We start from the raw sequence: 23809 nt of genomic DNA on the forward strand, positions 1-23809 counted from the left end.
GCCGCTCGGATCGGCGTGTCGTGGCTATAACTCCATGATCACCGCGCGGGCGAGGCGGGTGGGGGCGCCTGGGGAGGGGGTTGGGGTTAGCGGGTTAGGCGGGTGAGGGTTGTTATGTCGGCGGCGTGGCCGAGCTGCTTCTCGCTCGGGGTTTCCACCACGATCGGGATGCCGGCGGTGGCCGGGTGGGCCATCAGCTCGGCGAAGGCGGGCTCGCCGATGGTGCCCTTGCCGATGTTCTCGTGCCGGTCCCGGGTGGAGCCGCACAGATCCTTCGAGTCGTTGGCGTGGACCAGCCGCAGCCGGTCCGCGCCGACAGTGGCCACAAGCGTGTCCAGGGTCGCCGTCATGCCGCCCTCGGCCGCCAGGTCATGGCCGGCGGCCCAGGCGTGGCAGGTATCGAAGCAGACCCCGAGCATGGGGTGCCCGTCCACCGCGTCCAGGTAGGGGCCGAGCTGCTCCACCCGGGAGGCCAGGGACCGGCCACCGCCGGCGCTCGGCTCGACGAGCAGCATCGGCCCGCCGACGTCGGCGGCCCAGTCGAGCAGCGGCAGCAACTCCCGGCGGACCTGCCGCATCGCCGTCTCGGCGTACCCCTCGTCCACCGAACTTCCCGCGTGGAACACCACCGCCCGCGCGCCGATCGCCACGCCCCGACGAAGCGCGTGGGCCAGGGTCTGCGCCGACTTCTCGACCGTGGCCGGGGTGGGCGAGCCGAGGTTGACGAGCAGTGAGGCGTGGATGAACGCCGGAATGCCCCGCTCGGCGCAACCCTCGCGGAACAGGGCGTCCTGGCCCGGGTCGCCGTCGGGCAGCGCCCAGCCCCGTGAGTTGGAGACGTAGACCTGCACCACCTGGGCGCCGGTCGCGTCGGCGTACGGCAGGGCGGCCTTGGCCAGCCCACCCGAGGTCGGCGTGTGCGCGCCCACCGGACGCGAGGTGACCGCCGGCATCAGAAGCACGTGAGGGTGACCGGGGTGCCCGGCGGCACCTGCGAATTCTCACCCGGGAGCTGGATCCGGACCACGGCGTTCGGGTTGACCGCGACCGTCACCGGGAAGCCCTGGCTCTCCAACACCTGCTTGGCCTGCTGGCACGGCAGGTCGACCACCCGGGGCACGGCGACCGCGGCCGGGCCCTTGCTGACGTCCACCTTTACCTGGGTGCCCTTCTCCACGCCGGCACCGTCGGCCGGGCTCTGCCCGAGGATCTCGTCCCGGGGCTTGTCGGAGTCCTTGTAGGTCTCCACGAGCACCAGGTTGAGCTGGGCCAGGGCGGCGCGAGCGTCGTTGAGGTTCTTACCGACCAGGTTCGGCACCGTCACCGGCGCCCTGCCCCGGCTCAGAATGAGGGTGATCTTCGCGCCGGGTTTGACCTCGGTGCCCACCGGGGGGGCGGTTTCCAGCACGACCCCGGCCGGCAGGCTGTCGTCGTAGCGGGGGGCTCCCTTGGCCACCACCAGCTTCACGTTGACCAGGTCCGCCTCGGCGAGATCGAACTCCTTGCCGATCACGTCCGGCACGGGGAAGCGTTCCGGGCCGAGGGAGAGGGTGAGGGTGATCGTGCCACCCTTGACGATCTTGGTAGCGGACGCCGGGCTCTGCCCCAGCACGCTGTCCTTCGGGGCCTGTTCGTCGAAGCGCGGCTCACCGTACTTCAGGGTGAGCCCGGCGCTGTCGGCCTGCGCCTGTGCCTCGGCCTTGCTCAGGCTCACCAGTTGCGGGGCGTCCGTGTAGCGGCCGACGCCGAACCACCAACCCCCGAGCGCGGCCACCAGGCCCAGCGTCACCACCACCGCCGCGACGGCCAGCCGGCCGCGCGGGCTCGCCAGCAGCGTGCCGCGCAGCGCCGCGAGTCGGGACCCCAGGCCCTCCGCGGGTTCCGGAGCGGCCCGCCGCCGACCCGGCCCCTGGCTGGCCCCCTCGGGCAGCCGCGCCCAGGACGGGCGGTCGGTCGGGCGGATCGCCGCGACCACCATGGTCGGCTGGGAGAGCGGCTCGCCGCTCACCGGGCGGAGCACGGCGGTGTGGCTGTTGGCGTCACCCAGGCGATCCTTGGCGACCTGCACCTCGGCCAGCAGCGCGCCGGCGTCGGCGGGCCGCGCGGCCGGATCACGCCGAGTGGCGCGCTGCACCAACTCGTCGAGGATCGGCGGCAGACCGGGCACCAGCGTCGAGGGTGCCGGCACGTCCCGGTCGACGTGCTGCCAGGCGACATCCACCGGGCGGTCCCCGTCGTACGGGACCCGGCCGGCGAGCATCTCGAACAGCACGATGCCGGCCGAGTAGACGTCGGTGCGGGGATCGGCGCGGCCCTCGGTGACCAGCTCCGGTGCGACGTACGCCACGGTGGCCATCAGCTGGTTGCCCTGGTCCTCGTCGGCGCTCGCCTCGACCGCCCGGGCCAGCCCGAAGTCGGCCACCTTGACGACGCTGTCGACCAGATTGGCGACACCGCCGGTCGGGGCCTCGGCGACCAGCACGTTCTCCGGCTTGACGTCGCGGTGCACCAGCCCGGAGCGGTGCGCGGCGGCGATCGCGGCGAGCATCTGCTCGACGATGGCCAGTGCCTCGTCGGGGTTGAGCCGGCGTCGCTCGGCCAGCACGTCGCGCAGCGTGCGGCCGCGCACGTACTCCATCACCAGGTACGGCAGACCGGCGTGCGTGCCCTGGTCGTAGACCGCCACCACGTTCGGGTGGGTCAGCCGGGCGATGGTCTTCGCCTCGTCGGTGAACCGCGCCACGAAGTTGGTGATCCGGGCCCGGGCCTCGGGGGCCTGGGTCGGGTGGATGATCTTGACAGCGACGGTGCGCTCGAGGCGTTCGTCGGTGGCGGTGTACACGGTCGCCATGCCACCACGGGCCACGCGACCGCGAATGCGGTAGCGCCCGTCGATCAGCGAGCCCAGCAACGTGTCGGCGACCTGAGTGTCCATCGGCAGGGAGTCTATGTGTCCAGGGGGTGAAGGATGAACAGGATGCTACAGCCGGACGCCGAACGGGTCCGTCCCGTTGTGTTGCTCGTTTCCTCTGCCGCAGGTCAGCGGCACCACAGGAGCGGTCGTCCGGGGTGCCGGTGGCCCGCCGCGACGGTGGCGTGGCAGGGTGGTCGGGTGACCGAACCCGTACCCGACCAGGCCGTGCCCAGCCTGGAGCTCGCCGGACCCGCCGACCCGGCCGGCTGGCTGACCCTGCCCGACGTCGCCGAGCGCCTCGACGTGTCGATCAGCAAGGTGCACCAGATGATCCGTGACCGGGAGTTGCTGGCGGTTCGCCGCGACGGCGTCCGCCGCATCCCGGCGGACCTGGTCGCCAACCAGACCGTGCTCAAGCACCTGCCCGGCGTGCTCAACCTGCTCACCGACAACGGTTACGACGACGAGGCCGCCCTGCGCTGGCTGTACGAGCCGGACGACATCCTCCCCGGTGGCACCCCGGCCACCGCCCTCTCCGGCGACCAGGCCCGCGAGGTGAAACGAAGAGCCCAAGCCCTGGGCTTCTAACTCGGAAGTAGACCTACTTCCTCCCGATTAGGGCCGCTTCGCGCAGCGGAGCGGAGCGACTAACCCCCCTGCCCCCGGCCCGCCCTCCCGCCTCCGGCCCTCCTGCCCCCGGCCCTCCTGCGCCCCCGTTGATCATGAGGTTATTGTCACGACACGCCGAGCGCGTTGACAATAACCTCATGATCAACGCCGGGGCGAGGGCCAACGCCGGGGGCGGGGCCAACGCCGGGGCGAGGGCCAACGCCGGGGCGGGGGCGGGGGCGTGGGTTAGTCGGCTCGGCGGGTTGCGGCGATGGCTAGGTCCACCAGGGCTTGGCGGGCCTCGGTGTCGAGGTCGGCGGCGGTCAGTGCCGCCAGCGCGGCGTCGGTGAGCGTGACGATCCGCTGCTCGGTGCGGGCCAGCGCCCCGCTCGCGGTGATCAGCTCGCGGAGCCGAGCCACCCCCTGCTCGTCCAGCCCAGGGTCGCCGAGTTGGCTGAGCAGCAGCTCGCGGCCGGCGTCGTCGGTGGTCTCCACGGCCGCCGCCACCAGGTAGGTGCGCTTGCCCTCGCGCAGGTCGTCCCCGGCCGGCTTGCCGGTCAGCGCCGGGTCACCGAAGACACCCAGCACGTCGTCGCGGAGTTGGAACGCCTCACCCAGCGGCAGCCCGTACGCCGAGTAGGCCGCCCGTACGTCGGCCGTCGCGTCGGCCAGTGCGGCGCCGAGCAGCAGCGGCCGCTCGACCGTGTATTTCGCCGACTTGTACCGGGCGACCTTGCTGGCCCGTTCCACCGAGGTGTCGCCGGTGACCTGCGTCAGCACGTCGAGGTACTGCCCGACGGTGACCTCGGTGCGCATCTCGTCGAAGACCGGTCGGGCCCGCGCCAACGACCACAGGTCCAGCCCCGCGGAGTGCAGCAGCTCGTCGGACCAGACCAGGCACAGGTCGCCGAGCAGGATGGCGGCGGCGTCGCCGAAGCCGTCCGGGTCACCGCCCCAGCCGGCCTCCCGATGCCGTGCGGCGAACCGCCGGTGCACCGCGGGCTCGCCGCGTCGGGTGTCGGAGCGGTCCATCAGGTCGTCGTGGATCAGGGCGCTGGCCTGGACGAACTCCAGCGCGGCCAGGGCGGTGAGCACCTGGTCGCTGTCGAGCCCACCCGCGCCCCGGAACCCCCAGTACGCGAATGCCGGGCGGAGCCGCTTGCCGCCACCGAGCACGAAAGCCTCGATCGCCTCCGCCACCGGGGCCAGGGCGTCGTCCACGGCGGCGAGCCGAACCCGCTGGCCGGTCAGGAACTCGCTGAGGGCTTTGTCGACCCGCTGCCGTAGGCCAGCACGGTCGACGGGAGAGACGGGGGCAGCGTGGGTCACGCACCGACGCTAGCGGGTCGCCGTAACCCGCGCCGTACCGCCACGCGTAGGGCCTGGGTCAAAGCCCCTGGCCGGCCTGCGGCGGGGCCGGACGACGACCGGCCGCGTTGGAGATTGGCCCGGATACGACACCGGGATCCGGGCCAACTTCCGCCCTACCGGACCGCCGTCTGGCCTCCGCCTCGGCTCGACCCAGGACTGTGACACGGGCCCTGGTCCCGTCGGTGCGGCCGGGACCGGTACGCCCCGCCGGTCGCGTGCCGGCCCCCGCCGTACGGCCCGCTCCAGGGGCTCGCGTCGCGCCGGCCCGGCGGGTGCCCGCGGCGGCCTCGGTGAGCGTCACCAGCGGCACGTCCAGGACGACGGCGAGCCAGCCGAGCCAGAACCCGCCCGGCACACGACGCTGCCGTTCCCACCTCGACACCTCGTGCCGGCTCAACGTCGGCACCCCGGCGGCGGCGCACAACTCGGCGGCGGCGCGCTGCTGGCTCCAGCCACGGGCCAGTCGGTACCGGGCCAGCAGCGGGCCGAGCTGCGCCGGGCGCGGCGAACGGGGCGGGGTCATGGGTCCTCCTGGCGGGCGTCGGCGCGGTGACGACCACCCGCCCCGACCGGACGGGACCGGCGTCACCGCGTGTTGCTGACCCCCGCGCGGGACCCGGGCGCCGCCCCCGCCGCCCCTCCCACGCCACCCATTCCTACCCCCGGGGTACGACGCCTTCCGCCGCCGGACCCGGCGAGCGGTCCCGTCGGACCCGGCGAACGGCGCGGTAGGGGACCGCGAGGTGGAAAGCGCCTGGGCCGTGGTGGCGTCGCCCGCTAGAGTCGGGTCGTGGCGCTCGGTCTTCCCTCGGTACTCCCCAATCCGCAGCCGGCGATCGGGGAGCTCATTCGCGAGCGCCAACCGACCTTCTCGTTCGAGTTCTTCCCGCCCAAGACACCGGCGGGGGAGACGCTGCTCTGGCAGGCCATCCGCGAGCTGGAGTCGCTGCGCCCCTCGTTCGTGTCGATCACCTACGGTGCGGGCGGTTCGACCCGGGACACCACCGTGGCGGTGACCGAACGGATCGCCACCGACACCACCCTGCTGCCGATGGCCCACCTGACCGCCGTCAACCACTCCGTCGCCGAGCTGCGGCACGTGATCGGCCGGCTCGCCGGGGTGGGGGTGCGCAACGTGCTGGCGGTGCGCGGCGACCCGCCGGGCAACCCCGGCGGGGAGTGGGTCCGCCACGCCGAGGGCGTCGACTACGCCGAGGATCTGGTCCGCCTGGTCCGCGACGCCGGTGACTTCAGCGTGGGCGTGGCGGCCTTCCCGTACAAGCACCCCCGCTCACCCGACGTGGCAAGCGACACCGCGCACTTCGTCCGCAAGTGCCGGGCCGGCGCCGAGTTCGCGATCACGCAGATGTTCTTCGACGCCGACGACTACCTGCGGTTGCGCGACCGGGTGGCCGCCGCCGGCTGCGACACCCCGATCCTGGCCGGGGTGATGCCGGTGACCCAGATCGGCACCATCGAGCGGTCCGTGCAGTTGTCCGGCGCACCCTTCCCGCCGGCGCTGGCGGCCCGCTTCGAGCGGGTCGCCGACGATCCGGAGGCCGTCCGCCGGCTCGGTGTCGAGCAGGCCAGCGAGATGAGCCGCCGGCTGCTGGACGAGGGCGTGCCGGGCATCCACTTCATCACCCTCAACCGGTCCACCGCGACCCGCGAGGTCTGGCAGAACCTGAAGGCCGGCGCACGGGTGTGAAGGCCCGGTCTGCGACACCTGATGCCCGGCACGACGGTTGATCCGTGGTGGGCACACAGCTGAACTGGGACCAGTACGCCACGGCGTGGGCGCGGTTGCACGGTGGGTTCGACCCTCGGGTCGCGGCGCCTGTGGTGCGCGCGTGGCTGCGGTTCGCCTACCACGTCGGGTACGTGCTGGGGCGGCTGCGGGTCAGCCCCACCGCGGTCACCGTGGCCGGGGTGCTGCTCTGTTTCTGCGTACCGTTGCTTGTCACCAGGCCGGGTGACGGGCCGTTCCTGGGCGCGTTGTTCGTGCTGCTCGCCGCCGTGGCGGACAGCGTGGACGGCGCGGTGGCGGTCGCCACCGGCCGCACCACCCGACTCGGCTACGTCTACGACTCGGTCGCCGACCGACTCGGTGAGGTGGCCTGGCTGCTGGCGTTCTGGCTGGTCGGCGCGCCGGGTGCGCTCGTCGTCGCGGGTGGCGCGCTGTCCTGGCTGCACGAGTACGTCCGGGCCCGGGCGGTCGCTGCCGGCATGCGCGACATCGGCGCGGTCACCGTCGGGGAACGCCCCACCCGGGTCTCGGTGGCCCTGGCCGGCCTGGTGGTCGCCGGGCTGGCCGGGCTGATCGAGCCGGACCTGGCCGCCGGCACCATCACCATGGCGACCGCGGTGTGGGTGCTGCTGGCCGGCTTCGGCCTCGGGCAACTGCTCTCCAGCATCCGCCGCGCCCTGCTCGACGCCGGCTGAACGGCGCCGCCGCCTACCCGGCGCGCCACCGCCCGCCGCCTACCAGGCGGGGCCGATCTCGTCGGCGACGATCTGCGCGGAGAGGGTCACCATCGGCAACCCGCCGCCCGGGTGGGTGGAGCCGCCCACCAGCCACAGCCCGTTCGCCGGCCCCCGGTTGGCGGGCCGGAGCAGCCCGCCGGCGGTGCCGTAGATCGAGCCACCTGGCGCGCCGGTCGCCGCGCCCAGGTCGGCGGGGGTACGGATCTCCCGGAACAGCAGCCGGTCGCGCACGTCCACGCCGCGCCGCGCCAGCACCTCCAGGATCCGGTCGGCGTACGCGTCGGCAAGCCCCGGGCGTCGCCAGTCGACGGCGCCCGCCGCGCTGCCGTGGCGGGGGGCGTTGACGAGCACGAACCACGCCTCGTGTCCGGCTGGGCGGACCATCGGGTCGTCGGCCACGGTGACGAACACCGTCGGGTCGACGGCCGGCCGGGCCCGTACGCCGCGTCCCGGGTTTCCGAAGATCGCGTCGAACTCCGCGTCGTAGTCGTCCGGGAAGAAGACTGTGTGGTGGGCCAGCCCGGTGCTGCCGGAGACACCGAGCAGCAGCACGAAGCCGGCGAGGCTGCGGTCGGTCAGCCCGGCCAGCCGACGCGGGTGCGGCAGCAGGTCACGGTAGACGGTCAACGCGTCCACGTTCGCCACCACCACGTCGGCGGGCACCGGCGCGGTGACGCCGGCGAGGCGTACCCCGTGCACCCGGCCGCCGGTGGCGTCGATCCGGGTGACCGTGGCGTCGGTCTGCACGACCACGCCGAGGTCCAGGCAACGCGTCAGCAGCGCGTCGGCGAGCGTGCCCAGCCCACCGCGCAGGTACCAGCCGCCGAAGGCCAACTCGGCGTAGGGGACCGCGACCAACGCCGCCGGCGCCCGGCGCGGGTCGGCGCCGGTGTAGGTGGCGTACCGGTCCAGCAGCATCCGCAGCCGCGGGTCGGACAGGTGCCCCCGGCCCAGCCCGCGCAGGGTGCGGCCCGGGGCGATGGCGGCCAGGTCGCCGAGCCGCCAGGCCAGCGACGCGAGATCGCGGGGGGAGTCGACGGTACGGCGCAGGATGTCGCGCTCGGAGGCCCGCCACACCCGTTCGGCGCGACGCCACAGCCGCTGCCAGTCGGCCGCCGCCCGGTCACCGAGGGCGGCCCCGATCCGGGTGGCGAACTCCACCGGGTCGGCGCACGAGTCCAGGGTCGGGCCACCGTCTCCGAAGACGTGCCGGACGATCGGGTCCAACGGGACCAGGTCCAGGTATTCGTCGAGCTTCGCCCCGGTCGCCTCGAACAGGTCGTGGAAGACCTGGGGCAGGGTGAGCAGGCTCGGCCCGGTGTCGAAGTGGAACGACCCGGCCGGGGTGTCGTGCGCGTACCGGCCGAGCTTGCCACCGACCGCGTCGGCGGCCTCGAAGACGGTCACCTGGTGCCCGGTGGCGGCCAGCCGGGCGGCGGTGGCGAGGCCACCCACCCCGGCGCCGACGACCACGATCCGCGCCATGCCGCGCCCTCCTAGCTGACCGGGCGGCCCCGCCAGGTCAGGCGGCGTCGCTTTCGCAGATGGTACGACCGTAGGGTCAACCAACCGAGGACCACGACCGACACGGGGTGTGCGAGCGCGTCGGGCCACCACCGGCCTCCGGTCGCCCGCGCGGTGAGCACCCGTCCGGCCACCCCCAGCAGGTAGCCGGCCAGCGCCACGGCGGCCACCCCCGGCGCGCCGGCGAGCAGCGCGCTGACCGCGACCAGTGGCGGGGCGGTGTAGAGCAGGAGCAGCAGCGCCACCACGACCGCCGCCGCGCCCGGGTGCCCGAACGACGCCCAGAGCGACTTCGAGTACCCGTCGCGCAGTTGCGGCCAGTCGTCGTACATCCGACAGGTGGCCAGCCGGGAACCGTCGGCCAGGGCGATCCGCCCACCGGCCCGCTTGACCGCCCGGGCCAGCTCGACGTCCTCCAGGATCTTGTCGGCGACCGCGGCGTGCCCGCCGGCGGCGGTGTAGCCGGCCCGGTCCAGCACCAGGAACTGCCCGCCCGCAGCGGCCAGCGACGGCCGCCGCGAGCGTTCCATCGCGCGCAGCGGCAGGAACGTCAACCAGAGCCACTGCAGCAGCGGCTGCACCAGCCGGTCGGCCGCCGTCGCCACCACGATCCGGGGGTACGGCGACAGCAGCGTCACGCGGGCGGCGCGCAACTCGGTGACGGCCGCCGCGACGGCGTGCGGGGCGAGCACCACGTCGGCGTCGACGAAGACCAGCGCGGTGGCGTCCGGGTCGGCCCGGGTGGCCAACTGCCAGCACGCGTGCGGCTTGCCCAGCCAGCCCGGCGGCGGGGCGACCCCGGTGAGCAGCGTGACGCGGGGGTCGTCGCCGGCCACCGCGCGGACCACGTCGGCGGTGCCGTCGGTGGACCCGTCGTCGAGGACCACGACGCGCAGCCCCGGCACACCGCGTTGGGCGAGCAGCGCGCGTAGGCATCCGGTGACCCGGGTGGCCTCGTCGCGCAGCGGCAGCAGGACGGCGACCGGCTCCTGGAGGGCGTCGGGTCGGTCGGTGGGCCGGCGCAACCACCGGGCGGCGTTGAGCCAGGTGTGCCCGGTCAGCGCGGCGACGGCGGCCAGCAGGGCGAGCAGGACGGTCATCGGGTCGCGTCGACGCCGGGGCGGTGCGGCTGGTGGTCCTCCCGGCGGGTGTCCCGGCCCCGGCGGGCCCGCAGCAGGGTCACCGCCAGCGGGACGGCGGTCACCGCCATGCCGGCGGCCCCCCAGAGCGCCGACGCGGGCAGGTCGAGGAAGACGGCGTGGGCCAGGATGCTGGAGAAGTACGTCCACAGGTAGAGCGCGATCATCGGGTGGTCCCGCCGATCGGTGTGCGCCGCGCTCGGCCCGGCCAGCGGACGCAGCGCGCTCATCAGCAGCACCGCGAAGAGCAGCCAGCCCAGGTAGTTGCTGACCGGGATGCCGGCCAGGCCGGGCAGGGCCGGTGTGGCGTCGCGCCACCGCCAGTAGCCCTCGGCCACCATCTGCGGGTCGAGGAAGAGGTCCCAGGCGGCCAGCCCCACGGTGGCCAGCGCGATCCGCCGTACCCACAGACCGGCCGCCGCGCCGCTGCCGGCTGTCGCGCCGCTGCTGCCCGTTGCGCCGCTGCTGCCCGTTGCGCCGCTGCCGCCCGGTGCGCCGCTGCCGCTGGTTCCGGTTGCGCCGCTGCTGCTGACCCGTGACGCGCTGCCGCCGGTCAGCCGGACCGCCGCCAGCCAGGCCGGCCAGGCCATCCAGGTCCAGGCCAGCGGAATGATCAGCGGCACTCCGGCCAGCTTGGGACCCAACTCGCCGGAGTAGTCGTAGCTGCCGAACGGCACACCGGTGGCCACGCCGATCGCCTCGATCGCGAACCCGCCGCCGGTGGCCACCGCGACCAGCGCCGCCGCGACCCGCGGGCCCCGGCTGAGCAGCGCGTGGCCCACCGAGAGCAGCCACCCGAGCACGACGGTGGCCACGGTGAGCCCGGCCCTGGTGGCGCCGGTGGTGAGTGGGTAGCAGATCTGGGCGAGCACCAGGACGGCGAGCAGTGTCCAGGAGATCCGCCGGGTCATGACGCCGGTGGCTCGAGCGGCAGATCCCGACCGAGTACGCCGAACGGTCGTTCGTCACCGGGGAAGTGGAAGTTGCGCAGCACGTCGACGAAGCCGAAGCGCCGGTACAGCCGCCAGGCCCGCGAGGTCTGCTCGTCGGCCTCCGGGGTGGACAACAGCACGGTGTCGCCCTCGGCCATGCCGAGCAGCGCGCGCAGTTGGCCGGTGCCCAGGCCGTGTCCCTGTGCCGGTGGCCGGACGTGCAGCTCGACCACCTCGAAGCAGTGGGTGAGCCAACGCTGGCGGGTCGGGGCGTCCAGTGCCCGGTGCACCTGGTCGTGCCACCACTGACCGGAGGCGCCCAGGTAGCCGTAGCCGAAGCCGGCGAGGTGCCCCTCGCTGGTCAGGCTGGCGACCGCCCGGAAACCCGGCCGGCGGACGTGGGTGGCGATGTAGCCGCGCCGGGCCTCCAGCAGGTCGGTGCGGTATCCCATCGCCTCGCCGTAGACGGCCACCACGTCGTCCAGCCGCCGGACGAGATCGTCCGGCGTCCAGCGCACCAACCTCATGCCCGTCCACCCTTCACCGTTTCGGGGCCACCGTCGGCGACCCACCCGAGCACCGTCCGGTCGCCGACCACGTCGCGCACCTCGAACCGGGCGAACAGTTCCTCGGCGTACCAGCCCGCGGTGGGGGTTCGCATGATCGCCGCCCGGTGCTCCGGGTGACGGTACGCGAACGCCACCAGGTCTGTCGGGTCGCGCCACACGCTCACCGTGCCCTGCCAACCCAGCGGTGCCTCCCCGACCCCGAACCGGGCCAGCAGGCCGGGCGCGTCGCGCAGGGCGGCGGCCACCGGAGGGATCGCCCGCCAGAAGGTGGCCGCCCGGCGGACCCGCAACCGGGCCCGGGTCAGCGCCAGCACCGGGCCGGTGACCCGACCGCCGGTGGGCTCGCCGAACGGTCGTCGGCCGGACCACTCGCCCCGGCTGGTCAGCGGACGCATGTCGATCCGGGCCTCGGCGCGGGCGATGCGGGCCCAGGCGCGGCCGACCGGCGAGTCGTCGAAGCCGGCCGCCGCGGCGGGGGAGTCCCAGACGGTCAGCGCCGCCCACCGGGTCAGATCGGCGTCGCCGGGCCCGAAGCCGGTGCCGGTCCCGGTGCCCAGCAGCTTGCCGAACCGGACGCCCGGGAGGGCCCGCAGCCGGCGCGGGTCCACCGCCATCCGGGTCAGCGCCCGGGGCAGCGCGCCGGAGGAGGTCCGCCACACGTGCAGGGTGACCAGCTCCGGAGCAGTGCTCACGCCGCTGTGCTTGCCGGTTCGCTCGCTCCGCTCGTTCACGCCGCCGCTTCGCGACGTCGCGAGCGCGTCGCCGCTGTGCTTGCCGGTTCGCTCGCTCCGCTCGCTCACGCCGCCGCTTCGCGGCGTCGCGAGCGCGTCGCTGCTGTGCTTGCCGGTTCGCTCGCTCCGCTCGCTCACGCCACCTCGGCCGGGCTGCCGGAGGTGACCCGCAACAACTCGGCGTAGGTGGTCGGGAAGACCGCCTGCGGTACGCCGCCCGCCGCCCAGATCTCGGGGTACGTCGCCAGCGCCGTGTCCACAAGTGTGCGCAGCGGGTGCGGGTGCCCGAGCGGGGCGACCCCGCCGATCGGTTGCCCGGTGTGCGTCCGGACGAACTCCGGGGTGGCCCGGCGCAGCCGGGTGACCCCGATCGACGCGGCCAGGCCGGCGGTGTCCACCCGGTGTGCGCCGGAGGTGAGCACGAGCAGCGGCGCGTCGTCCGCGTCGAAGACCAACGAGTTGGCGATCTGGCCGACCTCGACGTCGAGCGCCTCGGCGGCGGCTGCGGCGGTGGGCACCGCGTCGGGCAGCAGGCGGATCGTGCTGGGCTCACCGGCGCCGTCGAGCGTGCCGGCGGCGGTGAGCGCGTCCTGCACCGCCCGTACGTTCGGGTGTGGCTGCATCCCGCCATTCTTCCCGGTCCGCTGGGGGCCGGTTCAAGCGGCCGGCGCGGCCGGCGCGTCACACGTTGCATTTTCGTCGGTGGGGAGGTGTACTGTCAGCAGCAGTTAGAACGAGTGTTCGATTGCCTCGAACGCCCGTTCCAACCAGCCGGAGTGCGGCGTTTCGCGGCGCCAACTCCGGCCGGTGCGGCTCCGCGGGCCGCACCTGGGTTTCCGGGCAGTCGCGAGCCTGGTCCCGACAGGCAGGAGCGTCGTCCGCCGCCCACGACCCCCGGGCAGCGGGCGACGCACCCGCCGGTACGCCGGCCGGGTGTGGTGTGGGGAAGCGTCCACACCCGGCCGGCCACACCCGGTGCGTCTTCCTCCGCACCACCCGACCTCGGCGTCTCGTCGGCGGCACCAACGCGCCGAGGCGACACCCGGCCACGTGGAGGAGACACCCCATGCCGACCAACCCGGCTCAGGCACCGACGGTGCCGGCGCACGTGCTGCCGCACCGCACCCCCGCCCAACTCCTCACGTTGGCTCGGCGCGGGCTGGTCGAGGCCGGCCAGACCCGACCCGACGGCCTGCGCTACGCGGCTGCCCACCTGGCGGCGCTGCGTGCGGCGGCTGCCCTGCTCGCCGCCCGGGCCCGGCCCGCGCCGAGTCGGCGCAACCGGATCACCAGCGTCTGGGTCCTCCTCTGCGCCGTCGCTCCGGAGCTCGACGAGTGGTCCCGATTCTTCGCCGCCGGAGCCAGCAAGCGCGCCGCCGCCGAGGCCGGCATCCCCCGGGTGGTCAGCGCCCGGGAGGCCGACGACCTGCTCCGCGCCGCCGAACAGTTCGTCACGGTGGTGGAGACCGCGCTCGGCGTGGCCCACCAACCGGCCCTGGACGGCCTCGCCGCCTGATCCCGCCGTGTCACCGACCGCCCCGCGGGGGGAGCCGGGCGGCCGGTGGCACGGCGTGCCGGTCCTGAATGTGATCCACAGCAGCAACGACGGGGGGTTGGTCCAATGGCGGGCCGCATGGTGGTCGGTTCCGCCGCACTTGCCGATCTGGTGCGCCCGGCGAGCGCACCCGACCCGGTCGGTGGCCACCGTGTGCTGCCGGTGGCACCCGAGCTGACCGGTCTGCTGCCCAATCGAGGTCTGCGCCGGGGGAGCACCATCGCGGTCGCCGCCGGCCAGCCCCAGCGCAGTGGCGGCACCTCGCTGATGCTGGCCCTGCTTGCTGAGGCGTCCCGGGCCGGCTCGTGGTGCGCCGTGGTCGGGGTGCCGACGTTCGGTGCGGGCGCGGCCGCTGAGCTGGGCATCTCCCTGGACCGGTTGGCCCTGGTGCCGAATCCCGGCCCGGAGTGGGCCACCGTGATCGCCGCGCTGATCGACGGGGTGGACGTCGTGGTGACCACCGTGCCGGCATCGGTCTCCGCCTCGGTCGCCACCCGGTTGGCCGCCCGGGCCCGGCAGCGCGGCAGCGTGCTCGTCCCGTACGGCCGGTGGGACGGCGCGGACGTGACACTGCAGGTGGTCCGTGGGGTGTGGGAAGGGCTCGGGCAGGGCCGGGGGCGGCTGCGCCGCCGGGAGGTCACCGTCTCGGCGCGCGGGCGCGGGGCGGCCGCCCGACCCAAGGAGATCAAGGTCTGGCTCCCGGGTGACGAGCTGACCCGGGTCATCCCCCGCACGGTCTCGTCGACCGTGGGCCGACCGGCCGCGCCGCTTGCCCTGGTCGGTCGGGGGTGACCGGTTCTCCGCCCCGCACCCTGCTGTTGTGGTGCCCGGACTGGCCGGTGCTCGCCGCCGAGATCGTCGACGGGGTGCCGGCGACCGGCCCGGTCGCCGTGCTGCACGCCAACCGGGTGGTCGCCTGCTCCGAGCGGGCCCGCGCCGAGGGGGTCCGCCGAGGTCTGCGCAAGCGGGAGGCGCAGGGTCGTTGCCCGCAACTCACAGTCGTGGAACACGACCCGGGCCGGGACGCCCGGGCGTTCGAGCCGGTGGTCGCCGCGGTGGAGGAGTTGGTCGCCGGCGTGGAGGTGGTCCGTCCGGGCGCCTGCGCGGTGGCCGCCCGGGGGCCGGGCCGTTACCTCGGCGGCGAGGAGGCGGCCGCCGAGCGGATCATCGAGCACGTCGCCCAGTCGTGCCTGGTGGAGAGCCAGGTCGGCATCGCCGACGGGGTGTTCGCGGCCGGGTTGGCCGCCCGCGCCGGCCGGGTGGTGGCACCGGGCGGGACACCGGAGTTCCTGGCCGGGTTGCCGGTCGAGGCGCTCGGCCGGTCGGCGTTGGCCGACCTGCTGCGCCGGCTGGGGGTGCGTACCCTCGGAGAATTCGCCGCGTTGCCGGCCGGCGACGTGTTGGCCCGGTTCGGGTTCGACGGGGCGTTGGCCCACCGGCTCGCGGCCGGGCGCGACCACCGCCCGCTCGCCGTCCGGCAGCCACCGGCCGACCTGACGGTGACCGCCGGGTACGACGAGCCGATCGACCGGGTCGACGCGGCGGCGTTCGCGGCCCGCGCGTTGGCCGAGCAGTTGCACGAGGGGCTGGCCGGGCACGGGCTGGCCTGCACCCGGCTCGGCATCGAGGCGGTCACCGAGCACGGTCAGGAGCTGCACCGGGTCTGGCGGCACGATGGCCTGCTCACCGCCACGGCCATCGCCGACCGGGTGCGCTGGCAGCTCGACGGTTGGCTCTCCGGCAGCAACGGCCGTACCGGCGCCCGACCGGCCCGGCCGACGGCCGGCATCATCCGGTTGCGGCTGGTCCCGGACGGGGTGATCGCCCAGGCCGGTCTGCAGGTCGGCCTGTGGGGCGAGGCCGGTGCGGAGCGGGAACGGGCACACCGGGCGTTGAGCCGCGTGCAGGGCATCCTCGGCCCGGAGGCGGTGGTCACCGCGGTGCTCGGCGGTGGTCGCTCCCCGTCCGACCAGGTGCGACTGGTGCCGTGGGGCGACGAACGCGTCCCCGCCCGTCCCGGCCCGCCGACCGCTGCCGGCACCGACCCGGCCACCGGCCGGGGTGGAGGCGGGGCCCCGCCGTGGCCCGGCCGGCTGCCGGCGCCCGCGCCGGCGGTGGTGCTGCCCAGTCCGCTCGCGGCGACTGTGCACGACGCCGCCGGCGAGCCGGTGGTGATCAGCGCGCGGTTGGCGGTGAGCGCCCCACCGGCTCGGCTGGTGGTCGGCAACGGCCGGCCGGCGGAGATCGTGGGCTGGGCCGGGCCGTGGCCGGTGGACGAGCGGTGGTGGGCGCCGGTCGAGGCCCGCCGCCGGGCCCGCTTCCAGGTCAGCCTGGCCGACGGTGCCGCCCTGCTGCTGGCCGTCGAGGCCGGGCAGTGGCTGGTGGAGGCGATCTATGACTGAGCCGCTGCTTCCCAGGTCGGAGGCGGGTGCTCGATGAGCTTCCACAACCCGAAGATGCCCTGGTCGGAGTTGGAGCGGGTGCTCTCCGGGCGGACCGATGGCAGGTCGGGCGGTTCCGGCGGCGGGCGGTCGCGCGAGGAGCGGCACCTGCACGTGGTGGACCCGCTCGCCGTGGACGCCGACGGTGGCGACTCCCCGGCCTGGAGTCGCCGCCGCGAGCAGTACCAGCCACCGGAGCTGACCCGCCCGGACGGCGTGGTGCCCTACGCCGAGCTGCACGCGCACACCAACTTCAGCTTCCTCGACGGCGCCAGCCACCCGGAGGAGCTGGCCGAGGAGGCGGCCCGGCTGGGGCTCACCGCGCTCGCCGTCACCGACCACGACGGCTTCTACGGGGTGGTCCGCTTCGCCGAGGCGGCTCGTACGCTGGGCCTGCCGACCATCTTCGGCGCGGAGCTGTCCCTCGGACTGCCCGGCCCGCAGAACGGCGAACCCGACCCGCACGGCGCGCACCTGCTGGTGCTCGCGCACGGCCACGAGGGGTACGCCCGGCTGGCCACCACCATCGCCCGCGCCCAGCTCCGCGGCGGGGAGAAGGGCCGCCCGGTCTACGGGGAGCTGGAGCAGGTCGCCGAGGAACTGCGTGACCACGTGCTGGTGTTGACCGGCTGCCGCAAGGGACACGTGCCGGGGGCGCTGCTCACCGAGGGGGTGGACGCGGCGGCCCGCGAGTTGGACCGGCTGACCGCGCTCTTCGGCGCGGAGACGGTGGCGGTGGAGCTGACCGACCACGGTCATCCGATCGACGCCGACCGCAACGACGCGCTCGCCGAGCTGGCCGCCGCGGCCGGGCTGCCGACGGTGGCCAGCAACAACGTGCACTACGCCAGCCCCGGCCGGCGTCGGCTGGCCACCACCGTCGCCGCGGTCCGGGCCCGCCGCAGCCTGGACGAGATCGACGGCTGGCTGCCCGCGGCGGCCACCGCCCACCTGCGCAGTGGCGCGGAGATGGCGGCCCGGTTCGCCGCGTACCCGGGTGCGGTGGCGCGGGCCGCCGAGTTCGGCGCCGAGTTGGCCTTCGACCTGCAACTTGTCGCGCCGCAGTTGCCGGCGTACCCGGTGCCTCCGGGGCACACCGAGATGAGCTGGCTGCGCAAGCTGACCGCCGACGGCGCGCACGAACGCTACGGGCCGCCGCAGGCGCACCCGGCGGCGTACGCGCAGCTCGACCACGAGCTCAACATGATCGAGGAGCTGGGCTTCCCCGGCTACTTCCTGGTGGTCTACGACATCGTCACGTTCTGCCGGGACCAGGACATCTACTGCCAGGGCCGGGGGTCGGCGGCCAACTCGGCGGTCTGCTACGCGCTGCGGATCACGAATGTGGACGCGGTCCGGCACCGGCTGCTCTTCGAGCGTTTCCTCGCCCCGGAGCGGGACGGCCCACCGGACATCGACGTGGACATCGAGTCCGACCGTCGGGAGGAGGTGATCCAGCACGTCTACACCCGCTACGGCCGGGAACACGCCGCCCAGGTCGCCAACGTCATCTCCTACCGGCCCCGGTCGGCGGTGCGGGACGTGGCCAAGGCGTTCGGCTTCTCACCCGGGCAGCAGGACGCCTGGAGCAAGCAGATCGACAGGTGGGGCTCGGTGGCCACGGTCGACGTCGAGAACATCCCCGAGCAGGTGGTGGAGTACGCCAACGAGTTGCAGACGTTCCCCCGGCACCTGGGCATCCACTCCGGCGGCATGGTGATCTGCGACCGGCCGGTGATCGAGGTCTGCCCGGTGGAGTGGGGGCGGATGCCCGGCCGCAGCGTCCTGCAGTGGGACAAGGACGACTGCGCCGCGGTCGGCCTGGTGAAGTTCGACCTGCTCGGGCTCGGCATGCTCTCCGCCCTGCACTACGGCTACGACATGATCGGCGAGAGCCTCGACCTGGGTGACATGACCCTGGACGACCCGGAGGTCTACGACATGCTCTGCCGGGCCGACTCGGTCGGGGTGTTCCAGGTGGAGAGCCGCGCCCAGATGGCCACCCTGCCCCGGCTCAAGCCCCGCGAGTTCTACGACCTGGTGGTCGAGGTGGCCCTGATCCGCCCCGGCCCGATCCAGGGCGGTTCGGTGCACCCGTTCATCAGGCGCAAGAACGGCCAGGAGCCGGTGACGTTCGCGCACCCGTTGATGCGCAACGCCCTGGAGAAGACCCTCGGTGTGCCGCTGTTCCAGGAGCAGCTGATGCAGCTCGCCATCGACCTGGCCGGCTTCGACGCGGCCGAGGCCGACCAGTTGCGCCGGGCGATGGGCGCCAAACGGTCGGTCGAGCGGATGACCCGCATCGCCGACCGGCTCTACGCCGGGATGGCCGAGCGGGGCATCACCGGCGAACTGGCCGACGACGTCTACCGCAAGCTCACCGCGTTCGCCAGCTACGGCTTCCCGGAGAGCCACGCGATGAGCTTCGCCTACCTGGTCTACGCCAGCTCCTGGCTCAAGCGCTACCACCCGGCGCCGTTCCTGGCCGCGCTGCTCAACGCCCAGCCGATGGGCTTCTACTCCCCGCAGACCCTCGTCGACGACGCCCGCCGGCACGGGGTGGAGGTCCGTCGCCCGGACATCAACGCCAGCGGTGCCGCGGCGGTGCTGGAGTCCACCCCGGACACCCGGTGGGGCAGCGGGCCGGGGGAGCCGCCACACGCCTGGGGGCTGGGCGGCCCGGCCGTCCGGCTCGGCCTGTCCAGCGTACGGACCCTCGGCGCCGACGTGGCCGAGCGGATCGTGGCGGAGCGGGACGCCGGTGGGCCGTACCGGGACATGCCGGATCTGGCCCGGCGGGTCGGTCTCACCGCGGCGCAGCTGGAGGCGCTTGCCACCGCGGACGCCTTCGCCTGTTTCGGGCTGACCCGGCGGGAGGCGCTCTGGGCCGCCGGCGCGGCGGCCCAGGACCGGCCGGGCCGGCTGCCCGGCACGGTGACCGGCGCGGCGGCGCCCACGTTGCCCGGGATGGAGGCGGTGGACCGGCTGGTCGCCGACGTGTGGGCCACCGGGCTGTCCCCGGAGAGCCATCCGGCCCGGTTCATCAGGGGTCAGCTCGACGTGCTCGGCGCGGTGCCGATCGCCCGGCTGGGCCGGGTGGAGCCGGGGCAACGGATCCGGGTCGGCGGCATCGTCACCCACCGGCAACGTCCGGCGACCGCGGGCGGGGTCACCTTCCTCAACCTGGAGGACGAGACGGGAATGCTCAACGTCACCTGCTCGCCGGGGTTGTGGCAGCGCTACCGGCGGGTGGCCCGGACCAGCGCCGCGCTCGTGGTCCGGGGGCGGTTGCAGCGCCACGAGGGGGTGACAAACCTGGTCGCCGACCGACTGGACGCCATCGAGCCACCGGTCAGCCCCGCCTCCCGTGATTTCCGCTGATTCAGTGATCCACATTACGGTTTCCCGCGCCGTCGAGCGGGAGACTCGTCCTGAGCGGGCAGAGCGGCCCGCGATCCGTGAGGGAGAACGACAGTGACGGGAAATCACGCGTACACCGGTGGAATCGCCAACGCCCGGCGGACCCGGCTGGGCACCGGCTGGGTGCCGGCGCACCTCGCCGACCCCCGCGAGTACGAGGTGACAAACGGGCCGGTGGCCAACGAGCGCCGGTCCCGGGCCGAGGACGAGGCCGAGGGCACCGACTCCTGACCCACTAGGCTCGACCGGGTGGAGCAGACCCGAGGCCGGTTCGCCGGGCCGCCGCTGACACCCCGTACCGCCGTGATCTGGTCGGTGCTCCGCGCCGAGCTGGACCGGCGCGGCGACGCCGAGCTGACAGTGCTCGACGTGGGCGGCGGCACCGGCGGTTTCGCCGTCCCGCTGGCCCGCGCCGGACACCGGGTCACAGTTGTCGACGCCAGCCCCGACGCCCTCGCGGCGCTCACCCGTCGGGCCGCCGAGGCCGGGGTGGCCGACCGGATCGCCGCCGTGCAGGGCGACGGTGACGCTCTCGCCGGGCTGGTCGAGCCGGCCGGCGTCGACCTGGTGCTCTGCCACGCCGTGCTCGAGGTGGTCGACGACCCGACGCCCGTGGTGTCCGCGCTGGCCACCGCGCTGCGTCCCGGCGGCGCGGCAAGTGTCCTGGTGGCCGGCCGGGCCGCCGCCGTGCTGGGCCGGGCGATGAACGGGCACCTGGACGTGGCGACCGCCCTGGCCGCCGATCCGGCCGGCACCGCCGGGCCGCGCGACACGCTGCGCCGGCGTTACGACGCCCCCGGCGCCGCCGCGCTGCTCGGCGCCGCCGGGCTGGTCGTCGAGGAGATCCACGGGGTACGCGTGCTGGCCGACCTGCTGCCGGCCGCGGTCGCCGACGGGCAGTCCGCCGCGGTGGTCGAGCTGGAACGCGCGTTGGCCGCCCAACCGCCGTACCGGGATCTGGCCGCCCAACTGCACCTGTTCGCCCGCCGCCCCGCATGATCGCCGAAGCGGACGGCACGCCGGCGCCGCTGGCGGTCCTCGGGCCGGACCACGGCGGCGGCCGTCTCGCCGACGTGCTGCCCAGCGCGCTCGCCGTGCTGGGCGTGCCCGGCGCGGCCGACCCGCTCGGGTTGGCCCCCACGCTGGCCGGGGTACGCCGGATCGCCGTGCTGCTCGTCGACGGGCTCGGCTGGTACCAGCTGCCGACCGCCGCACCGTACGCGCCGACGCTCGCCGGACTCGCCGCGACGGCGGGCCGGCCGCTCCTCGCCGGTTTCCCGTCCACCACCCCGACCAGCCTGGTGTCGCTGGGCACCGGCGTGCCGCCCGGCGCGCACGGGGTGCTCGGCTTCACCGTGCGGGTGCCCGGCACCGACCGGGTGCTCACCCACACCGACTGGGCCGGAGATCCGTCGCCGCTGAGCTGGCAGCCGGTGACCACCCAGTTGGAGCGCGCCCGCGCCGCCGGCGTGACGACGACGGTGGTGAGTCGGCCCGAGTTCGGCGGCAGCGGGCTGACCCTGGCCGCCAACCGGGGTGGCGACTTCCGGGGCGCCGCCGGCGGGGACGCGGTGGCCGCCGCCATGCTGGCCGCGCTGGCCGCAGGCGTCGGGCCGACGCTGGTCTCCGGCTACCACGCCGACCTGGACCGGCACGGCCACCTCAGCGGCGTCGACTCGGCGCCCTGGCGGGTCGCCGCCACCGAGGTGGACGCGCTTGTCGCCCGACTTGTCGACGGACTCCCGCCGGACGCGGCGCTGCTGGTGACCGCCGACCACGGCCAGCTCGACATTCCCGCCGCGCACCGTTTCGACCTGGACACCGACCCCCGGCTGCGTGACGGGATCCGGGTGGTCACCGGTGAGGCCCGGGTGCGGTACCTGCACGTCGCGCCGGGCGCGCTCGACGACGTGGTGGCCGCCTGGTCGACGGTGCTCGGCGACGCCGCGCGGGTACAGACCCGCGACGAGGTGGTGGCCACCGGCTGGTTCGGGCCGGTGCCCGAGGAACACCTCGCCCGGATCGGCGACGTGGTGGTGACCTGCAACGACACCTACGCGGTCATGGCCAGCCGCACCGAGCGGCCGATGGCGTCGAAGCTGGTGGCGTACCACGGGTCGGACACCGCCGCCGAGCTGACCGTGCCGCTGCTGGTCGTCCGCGGCTGACCGGCGTACGGGGCGGCCCGCCGGCGGCTGGTGGTGTCGTACCTTCGGGTTAACCTGCCGGGGTATGGTCCGGCCCGCCGGCGGCTGGTGGTGTCGTACCTCCGGGTTAACCTGCCGGGATGGGCCGCAGTCAGTCGTTGCCCCGGGGCGGGGATCCGCGCTTCGGGCCGGATGCCGACGACTCCGGCAGCCCGATCCTGCACGTCGACATGGACGCCTTCTTCGCCGCCGTCGAGGTGCGCCGCCGCCCGGAGCTGCGCGGCCGGCCGGTCATCGTCGGCGGTGTGGGGCCGCGCGGGGTGGTCAGCTCGGCCAGCTACGAGGCCCGCCGTTACGGCGTCCGCAGCGCGATGCCGACCAGCCAGGCTCGGGCGCGCTGCCCGCACGCGGTCTACCTGCCACCGGAGTTCAGCGCCTACACGGCCGCCTCCCGGGCGGTGATGCAGATCTTCCGGGACGTCACCCCGCTCGTCGAGCCGCTCTCCCTCGACGAGGCGTTCCTCGACGTGAGCGGCGCCCGCCGACTCTTCGGCTCCCCGGCCGCCATCGCCCGGCGGATCCGCCGGCGGGTCGCCGAGGAGCAGGCGCTCACCTGTTCGGTCGGGGTGGCGCCGAGCAAGTTCGTGGCCAAGCTCGGCTCCACCCGGGCCAAGCCCGACGGCCTGCTGGTGGTGCCCTCGGGGCAGGTGCTCGACTTCCTGCACCCGCTGCCCGTGGACGCGCTCTGGGGGGTGGGGGAGCGCGCCGCCGAGTCGCTGCGCAGGCTGGGCCTGACCACCGTCGGCGACCTCGCCGAGGCCCCGCTGGGCATGCTCCGCAAGGCGGTGGGCGCGGCGTCGGCGGCCCACCTGCACGAGCTGGCCTGGGGACGCGACGCACGCCGGGTCACCCCGGAGCACGTCGACAAGTCCATCGGCGCCGAGGTGACCTTCGACGTCGACGTGGCCGACCCACTGGAGATCCGCCGCGCGTTGCTCGCGCTCAGCGCCAAGGTCGGCGTCCGGTTACGCGGCTCCGGGCAGGTCGGGCGCACCGTCGCCCTCAAGGTGCGGTTGGCCGACTTCCGGACCGTCAGCCGTTCCCGCACCCTCGACGTGCCCACCGACACCGCTCGCGAGATGTTCGACACGGTCTGGGCGCTCTACACCGCACTGGACCCGGGCGAGCGGATCCGGCTCGTCGGTGTCCGGGTGGAGGGGCTCGCCGCGGCGCGGGGTGCGCCCCGGCAGCTCACCCTCGGCGCGCCCGAGCGCGGTTGGCGGGAAGCGGAAGCTGCCGCCGACGCCGCCGCTGCCCGATTCGGGCGGTCCGTCATAGGTCCGGCCAGTCTGATGGGCGACCGTGACGCTCACCGGAAGGAAAATCCACCCCACCCGTAGGTCGTCCCGCTTTCCGACGCGCGAGCCCCCTCGTAGACTTGCGGGTAAGCAGCCGGATGGCTGCCACGGTCTGTCGGCCCGAGTGGGCCCGACCAACGTGACCGGGGAGGAGTGCCGTGCCGCTCTCGGAGCACGAGCAGCGGCTGTTCGAGCAGATCGAGCGGTCGCTTGCCGAGGACCCCAAATTCGCCTCGGCCGTGCGCGCCAGCGATCCGCGCTTCCATGCGCGGCGTCGCCTGCTCGTCGCCGCCGGCGTCATCATCGCTGGCCTGGCTCTACTGGTCTACGGGGCGGTGATCAAGACTCCACCGCTGGCGGTGGCGGGCTTTGTCGTCATGCTGGCCTCGGCCGCCTATGCGGTGCAGTCGCACCGGCGAGCGCAGTCACCCGACCTGCACGTGGTGGGCGGCACGACAAGTCGTCGTCGTCCCCGCGGTGGCCGGTCCGGTCGCCGGTCGTCGATCCTGGACCGCATGGAGGACAGGTGGCGGCAGCGCCCGGAGGGGCACCGCTGAGTCGGTCCCGCCGCTGAGGCGGGCCGAACGCCGCGACGAGCGGGTCGCCGGGCAGAGC

At 74.6% G+C, this 23809-nt stretch carries 22 protein-coding genes; 12 read left to right on the forward strand and 10 right to left on the reverse strand.

What is annotated here, in order from left to right:
* Positions 1 to 86: 86 nt before the first annotated feature.
* A complete protein-coding gene (locus tag ACPXBU_RS24330; RefSeq protein WP_393363464.1) occupies positions 87 to 953 on the reverse strand; it encodes a deoxyribonuclease IV in 867 nt (288 codons plus the stop codon).
* On the reverse strand, positions 953 to 2935 hold the full coding sequence (gene pknB, locus ACPXBU_RS24335) for a Stk1 family PASTA domain-containing Ser/Thr kinase (RefSeq protein ID WP_425759802.1): 1983 nt from the start codon (positions 2933 to 2935) through the stop codon (positions 953 to 955). Before pknB ends, ACPXBU_RS24330 begins: the two co-directional genes overlap by 1 nt.
* Before the next feature lie 177 nt (positions 2936 to 3112).
* Here pknB and ACPXBU_RS24340 point away from each other — a divergent pair, with 177 nt between their 5' ends.
* On the forward strand, positions 3113 to 3502 hold the full coding sequence (locus ACPXBU_RS24340; protein ID WP_393363458.1) for an Rv2175c family DNA-binding protein: 390 nt from the start codon (positions 3113 to 3115) through the stop codon (positions 3500 to 3502).
* 267 nt (positions 3503 to 3769) lie between these two features.
* Here ACPXBU_RS24340 and ACPXBU_RS24345 read toward each other — a convergent pair whose 3' ends face one another.
* Positions 3770 to 4852, reverse strand: a complete 1083-nt coding sequence (locus ACPXBU_RS24345; RefSeq protein WP_425759803.1) for a polyprenyl synthetase family protein — start codon at positions 4850 to 4852, stop codon at positions 3770 to 3772.
* Positions 4853 to 4910: 58 nt separating this feature from the next.
* Entirely contained in the window at positions 4911 to 5417 is a 507-nt protein-coding gene (locus tag ACPXBU_RS24350) for a helix-turn-helix domain-containing protein (protein ID WP_425759804.1), read from the reverse strand.
* Positions 5418 to 5684: 267 nt separating this feature from the next.
* Between ACPXBU_RS24350 and metF the strand changes: the two genes are divergently transcribed.
* Complete coding sequence (metF, locus tag ACPXBU_RS24355; RefSeq protein WP_393363450.1) at positions 5685 to 6602, forward strand: methylenetetrahydrofolate reductase [NAD(P)H]; 918 nt, start codon at positions 5685 to 5687, stop codon at positions 6600 to 6602.
* A gap of 44 nt (positions 6603 to 6646) precedes the next feature.
* A complete protein-coding gene (locus tag ACPXBU_RS24360) occupies positions 6647 to 7336 on the forward strand; it encodes a CDP-alcohol phosphatidyltransferase family protein (RefSeq protein WP_425759805.1) in 690 nt (229 codons plus the stop codon).
* Positions 7337 to 7375: 39 nt separating this feature from the next.
* Here the strand turns inward: ACPXBU_RS24360 and ACPXBU_RS24365 are convergent, their stop codons facing one another.
* From ACPXBU_RS24365 to ACPXBU_RS24390, 6 genes are all read right to left on the reverse strand, one after another.
* The gene (locus tag ACPXBU_RS24365) at positions 7376 to 8863 is read right to left on the reverse strand and encodes a phytoene desaturase family protein (RefSeq protein WP_425759806.1); all 1488 of its coding nucleotides are present in this window, start codon (positions 8861 to 8863) and stop codon (positions 7376 to 7378) included.
* Between the two features lie 11 nt (positions 8864 to 8874).
* Entirely contained in the window at positions 8875 to 10002 is a 1128-nt protein-coding gene (locus ACPXBU_RS24370; protein ID WP_425759807.1) for a glycosyltransferase, read from the reverse strand.
* A complete protein-coding gene (locus tag ACPXBU_RS24375; protein ID WP_425759808.1) occupies positions 9999 to 10952 on the reverse strand; it encodes a carotenoid biosynthesis protein in 954 nt (317 codons plus the stop codon). The genes ACPXBU_RS24370 and ACPXBU_RS24375 overlap by 4 nt, the downstream gene beginning before the upstream one ends.
* Entirely contained in the window at positions 10949 to 11500 is a 552-nt protein-coding gene (locus ACPXBU_RS24380; protein WP_393363437.1) for a GNAT family N-acetyltransferase, read from the reverse strand. Before ACPXBU_RS24380 ends, ACPXBU_RS24375 begins: the two co-directional genes overlap by 4 nt.
* Complete coding sequence (locus ACPXBU_RS24385) at positions 11497 to 12234, reverse strand: monooxygenase (RefSeq protein ID WP_425759863.1); 738 nt, start codon at positions 12232 to 12234, stop codon at positions 11497 to 11499. The genes ACPXBU_RS24380 and ACPXBU_RS24385 overlap by 4 nt, the downstream gene beginning before the upstream one ends.
* 173 nt (positions 12235 to 12407) lie before the next feature.
* Positions 12408 to 12896 (reverse strand): YbaK/EbsC family protein, encoded by a 489-nt coding sequence (locus ACPXBU_RS24390; protein WP_425759809.1) that lies wholly within the window; start codon positions 12894 to 12896, stop codon positions 12408 to 12410.
* 443 nt (positions 12897 to 13339) lie between these two features.
* Between ACPXBU_RS24390 and ACPXBU_RS24395 the strand changes: the two genes are divergently transcribed.
* The 9 genes from ACPXBU_RS24395 to ACPXBU_RS24435 all read left to right on the forward strand — a co-directional run bounded on the left by ACPXBU_RS24395 (position 13340) and on the right by ACPXBU_RS24435 (position 23751).
* Positions 13340 to 13789: an SAV_6107 family HEPN domain-containing protein gene (locus ACPXBU_RS24395; protein WP_007463070.1), complete on the forward strand. Its 450-nt coding sequence runs from the start codon at positions 13340 to 13342 to the stop codon at positions 13787 to 13789.
* Positions 13790 to 13894: 105 nt separating this feature from the next.
* Complete coding sequence (locus ACPXBU_RS24400) at positions 13895 to 14620, forward strand: hypothetical protein (RefSeq protein ID WP_393363430.1); 726 nt, start codon at positions 13895 to 13897, stop codon at positions 14618 to 14620.
* Entirely contained in the window at positions 14617 to 16230 is a 1614-nt protein-coding gene (locus ACPXBU_RS24405) for a DNA polymerase Y family protein (protein ID WP_425759810.1), read from the forward strand. The genes ACPXBU_RS24400 and ACPXBU_RS24405 overlap by 4 nt, the downstream gene beginning before the upstream one ends.
* A 33-nt stretch (positions 16231 to 16263) precedes the next feature.
* Positions 16264 to 19650, forward strand: coding sequence for an error-prone DNA polymerase (locus ACPXBU_RS24410; RefSeq protein WP_425759811.1), 3387 nt, complete (start codon positions 16264 to 16266; stop codon positions 19648 to 19650).
* A 93-nt stretch (positions 19651 to 19743) separates the two neighbouring features.
* On the forward strand, positions 19744 to 19920 hold the full coding sequence (locus ACPXBU_RS24415) for a hypothetical protein (RefSeq protein WP_393318609.1): 177 nt from the start codon (positions 19744 to 19746) through the stop codon (positions 19918 to 19920).
* A gap of 18 nt (positions 19921 to 19938) precedes the next feature.
* Positions 19939 to 20688 (forward strand): methyltransferase domain-containing protein, encoded by a 750-nt coding sequence (locus ACPXBU_RS24420; RefSeq protein ID WP_393363421.1) that lies wholly within the window; start codon positions 19939 to 19941, stop codon positions 20686 to 20688.
* Positions 20685 to 21857, forward strand: coding sequence for an alkaline phosphatase family protein (locus tag ACPXBU_RS24425; RefSeq protein WP_425759812.1), 1173 nt, complete (start codon positions 20685 to 20687; stop codon positions 21855 to 21857). Before ACPXBU_RS24420 ends, ACPXBU_RS24425 begins: the two co-directional genes overlap by 4 nt.
* Before the next feature lie 119 nt (positions 21858 to 21976).
* Positions 21977 to 23236, forward strand: a complete 1260-nt coding sequence (locus ACPXBU_RS24430) for a DNA polymerase IV (RefSeq protein WP_393363416.1) — start codon at positions 21977 to 21979, stop codon at positions 23234 to 23236.
* Positions 23237 to 23352: 116 nt separating this feature from the next.
* A complete protein-coding gene (locus tag ACPXBU_RS24435; protein WP_110564093.1) occupies positions 23353 to 23751 on the forward strand; it encodes a DUF3040 domain-containing protein in 399 nt (132 codons plus the stop codon).
* The last annotated feature ends 58 nt before the right edge of the window (positions 23752 to 23809 follow it).

The sequence above is a fragment of the Micromonospora sp. DT231 genome (assembly GCF_049847025.1).
GTDB lineage: Bacteria > Actinomycetota > Actinomycetes > Mycobacteriales > Micromonosporaceae > Micromonospora.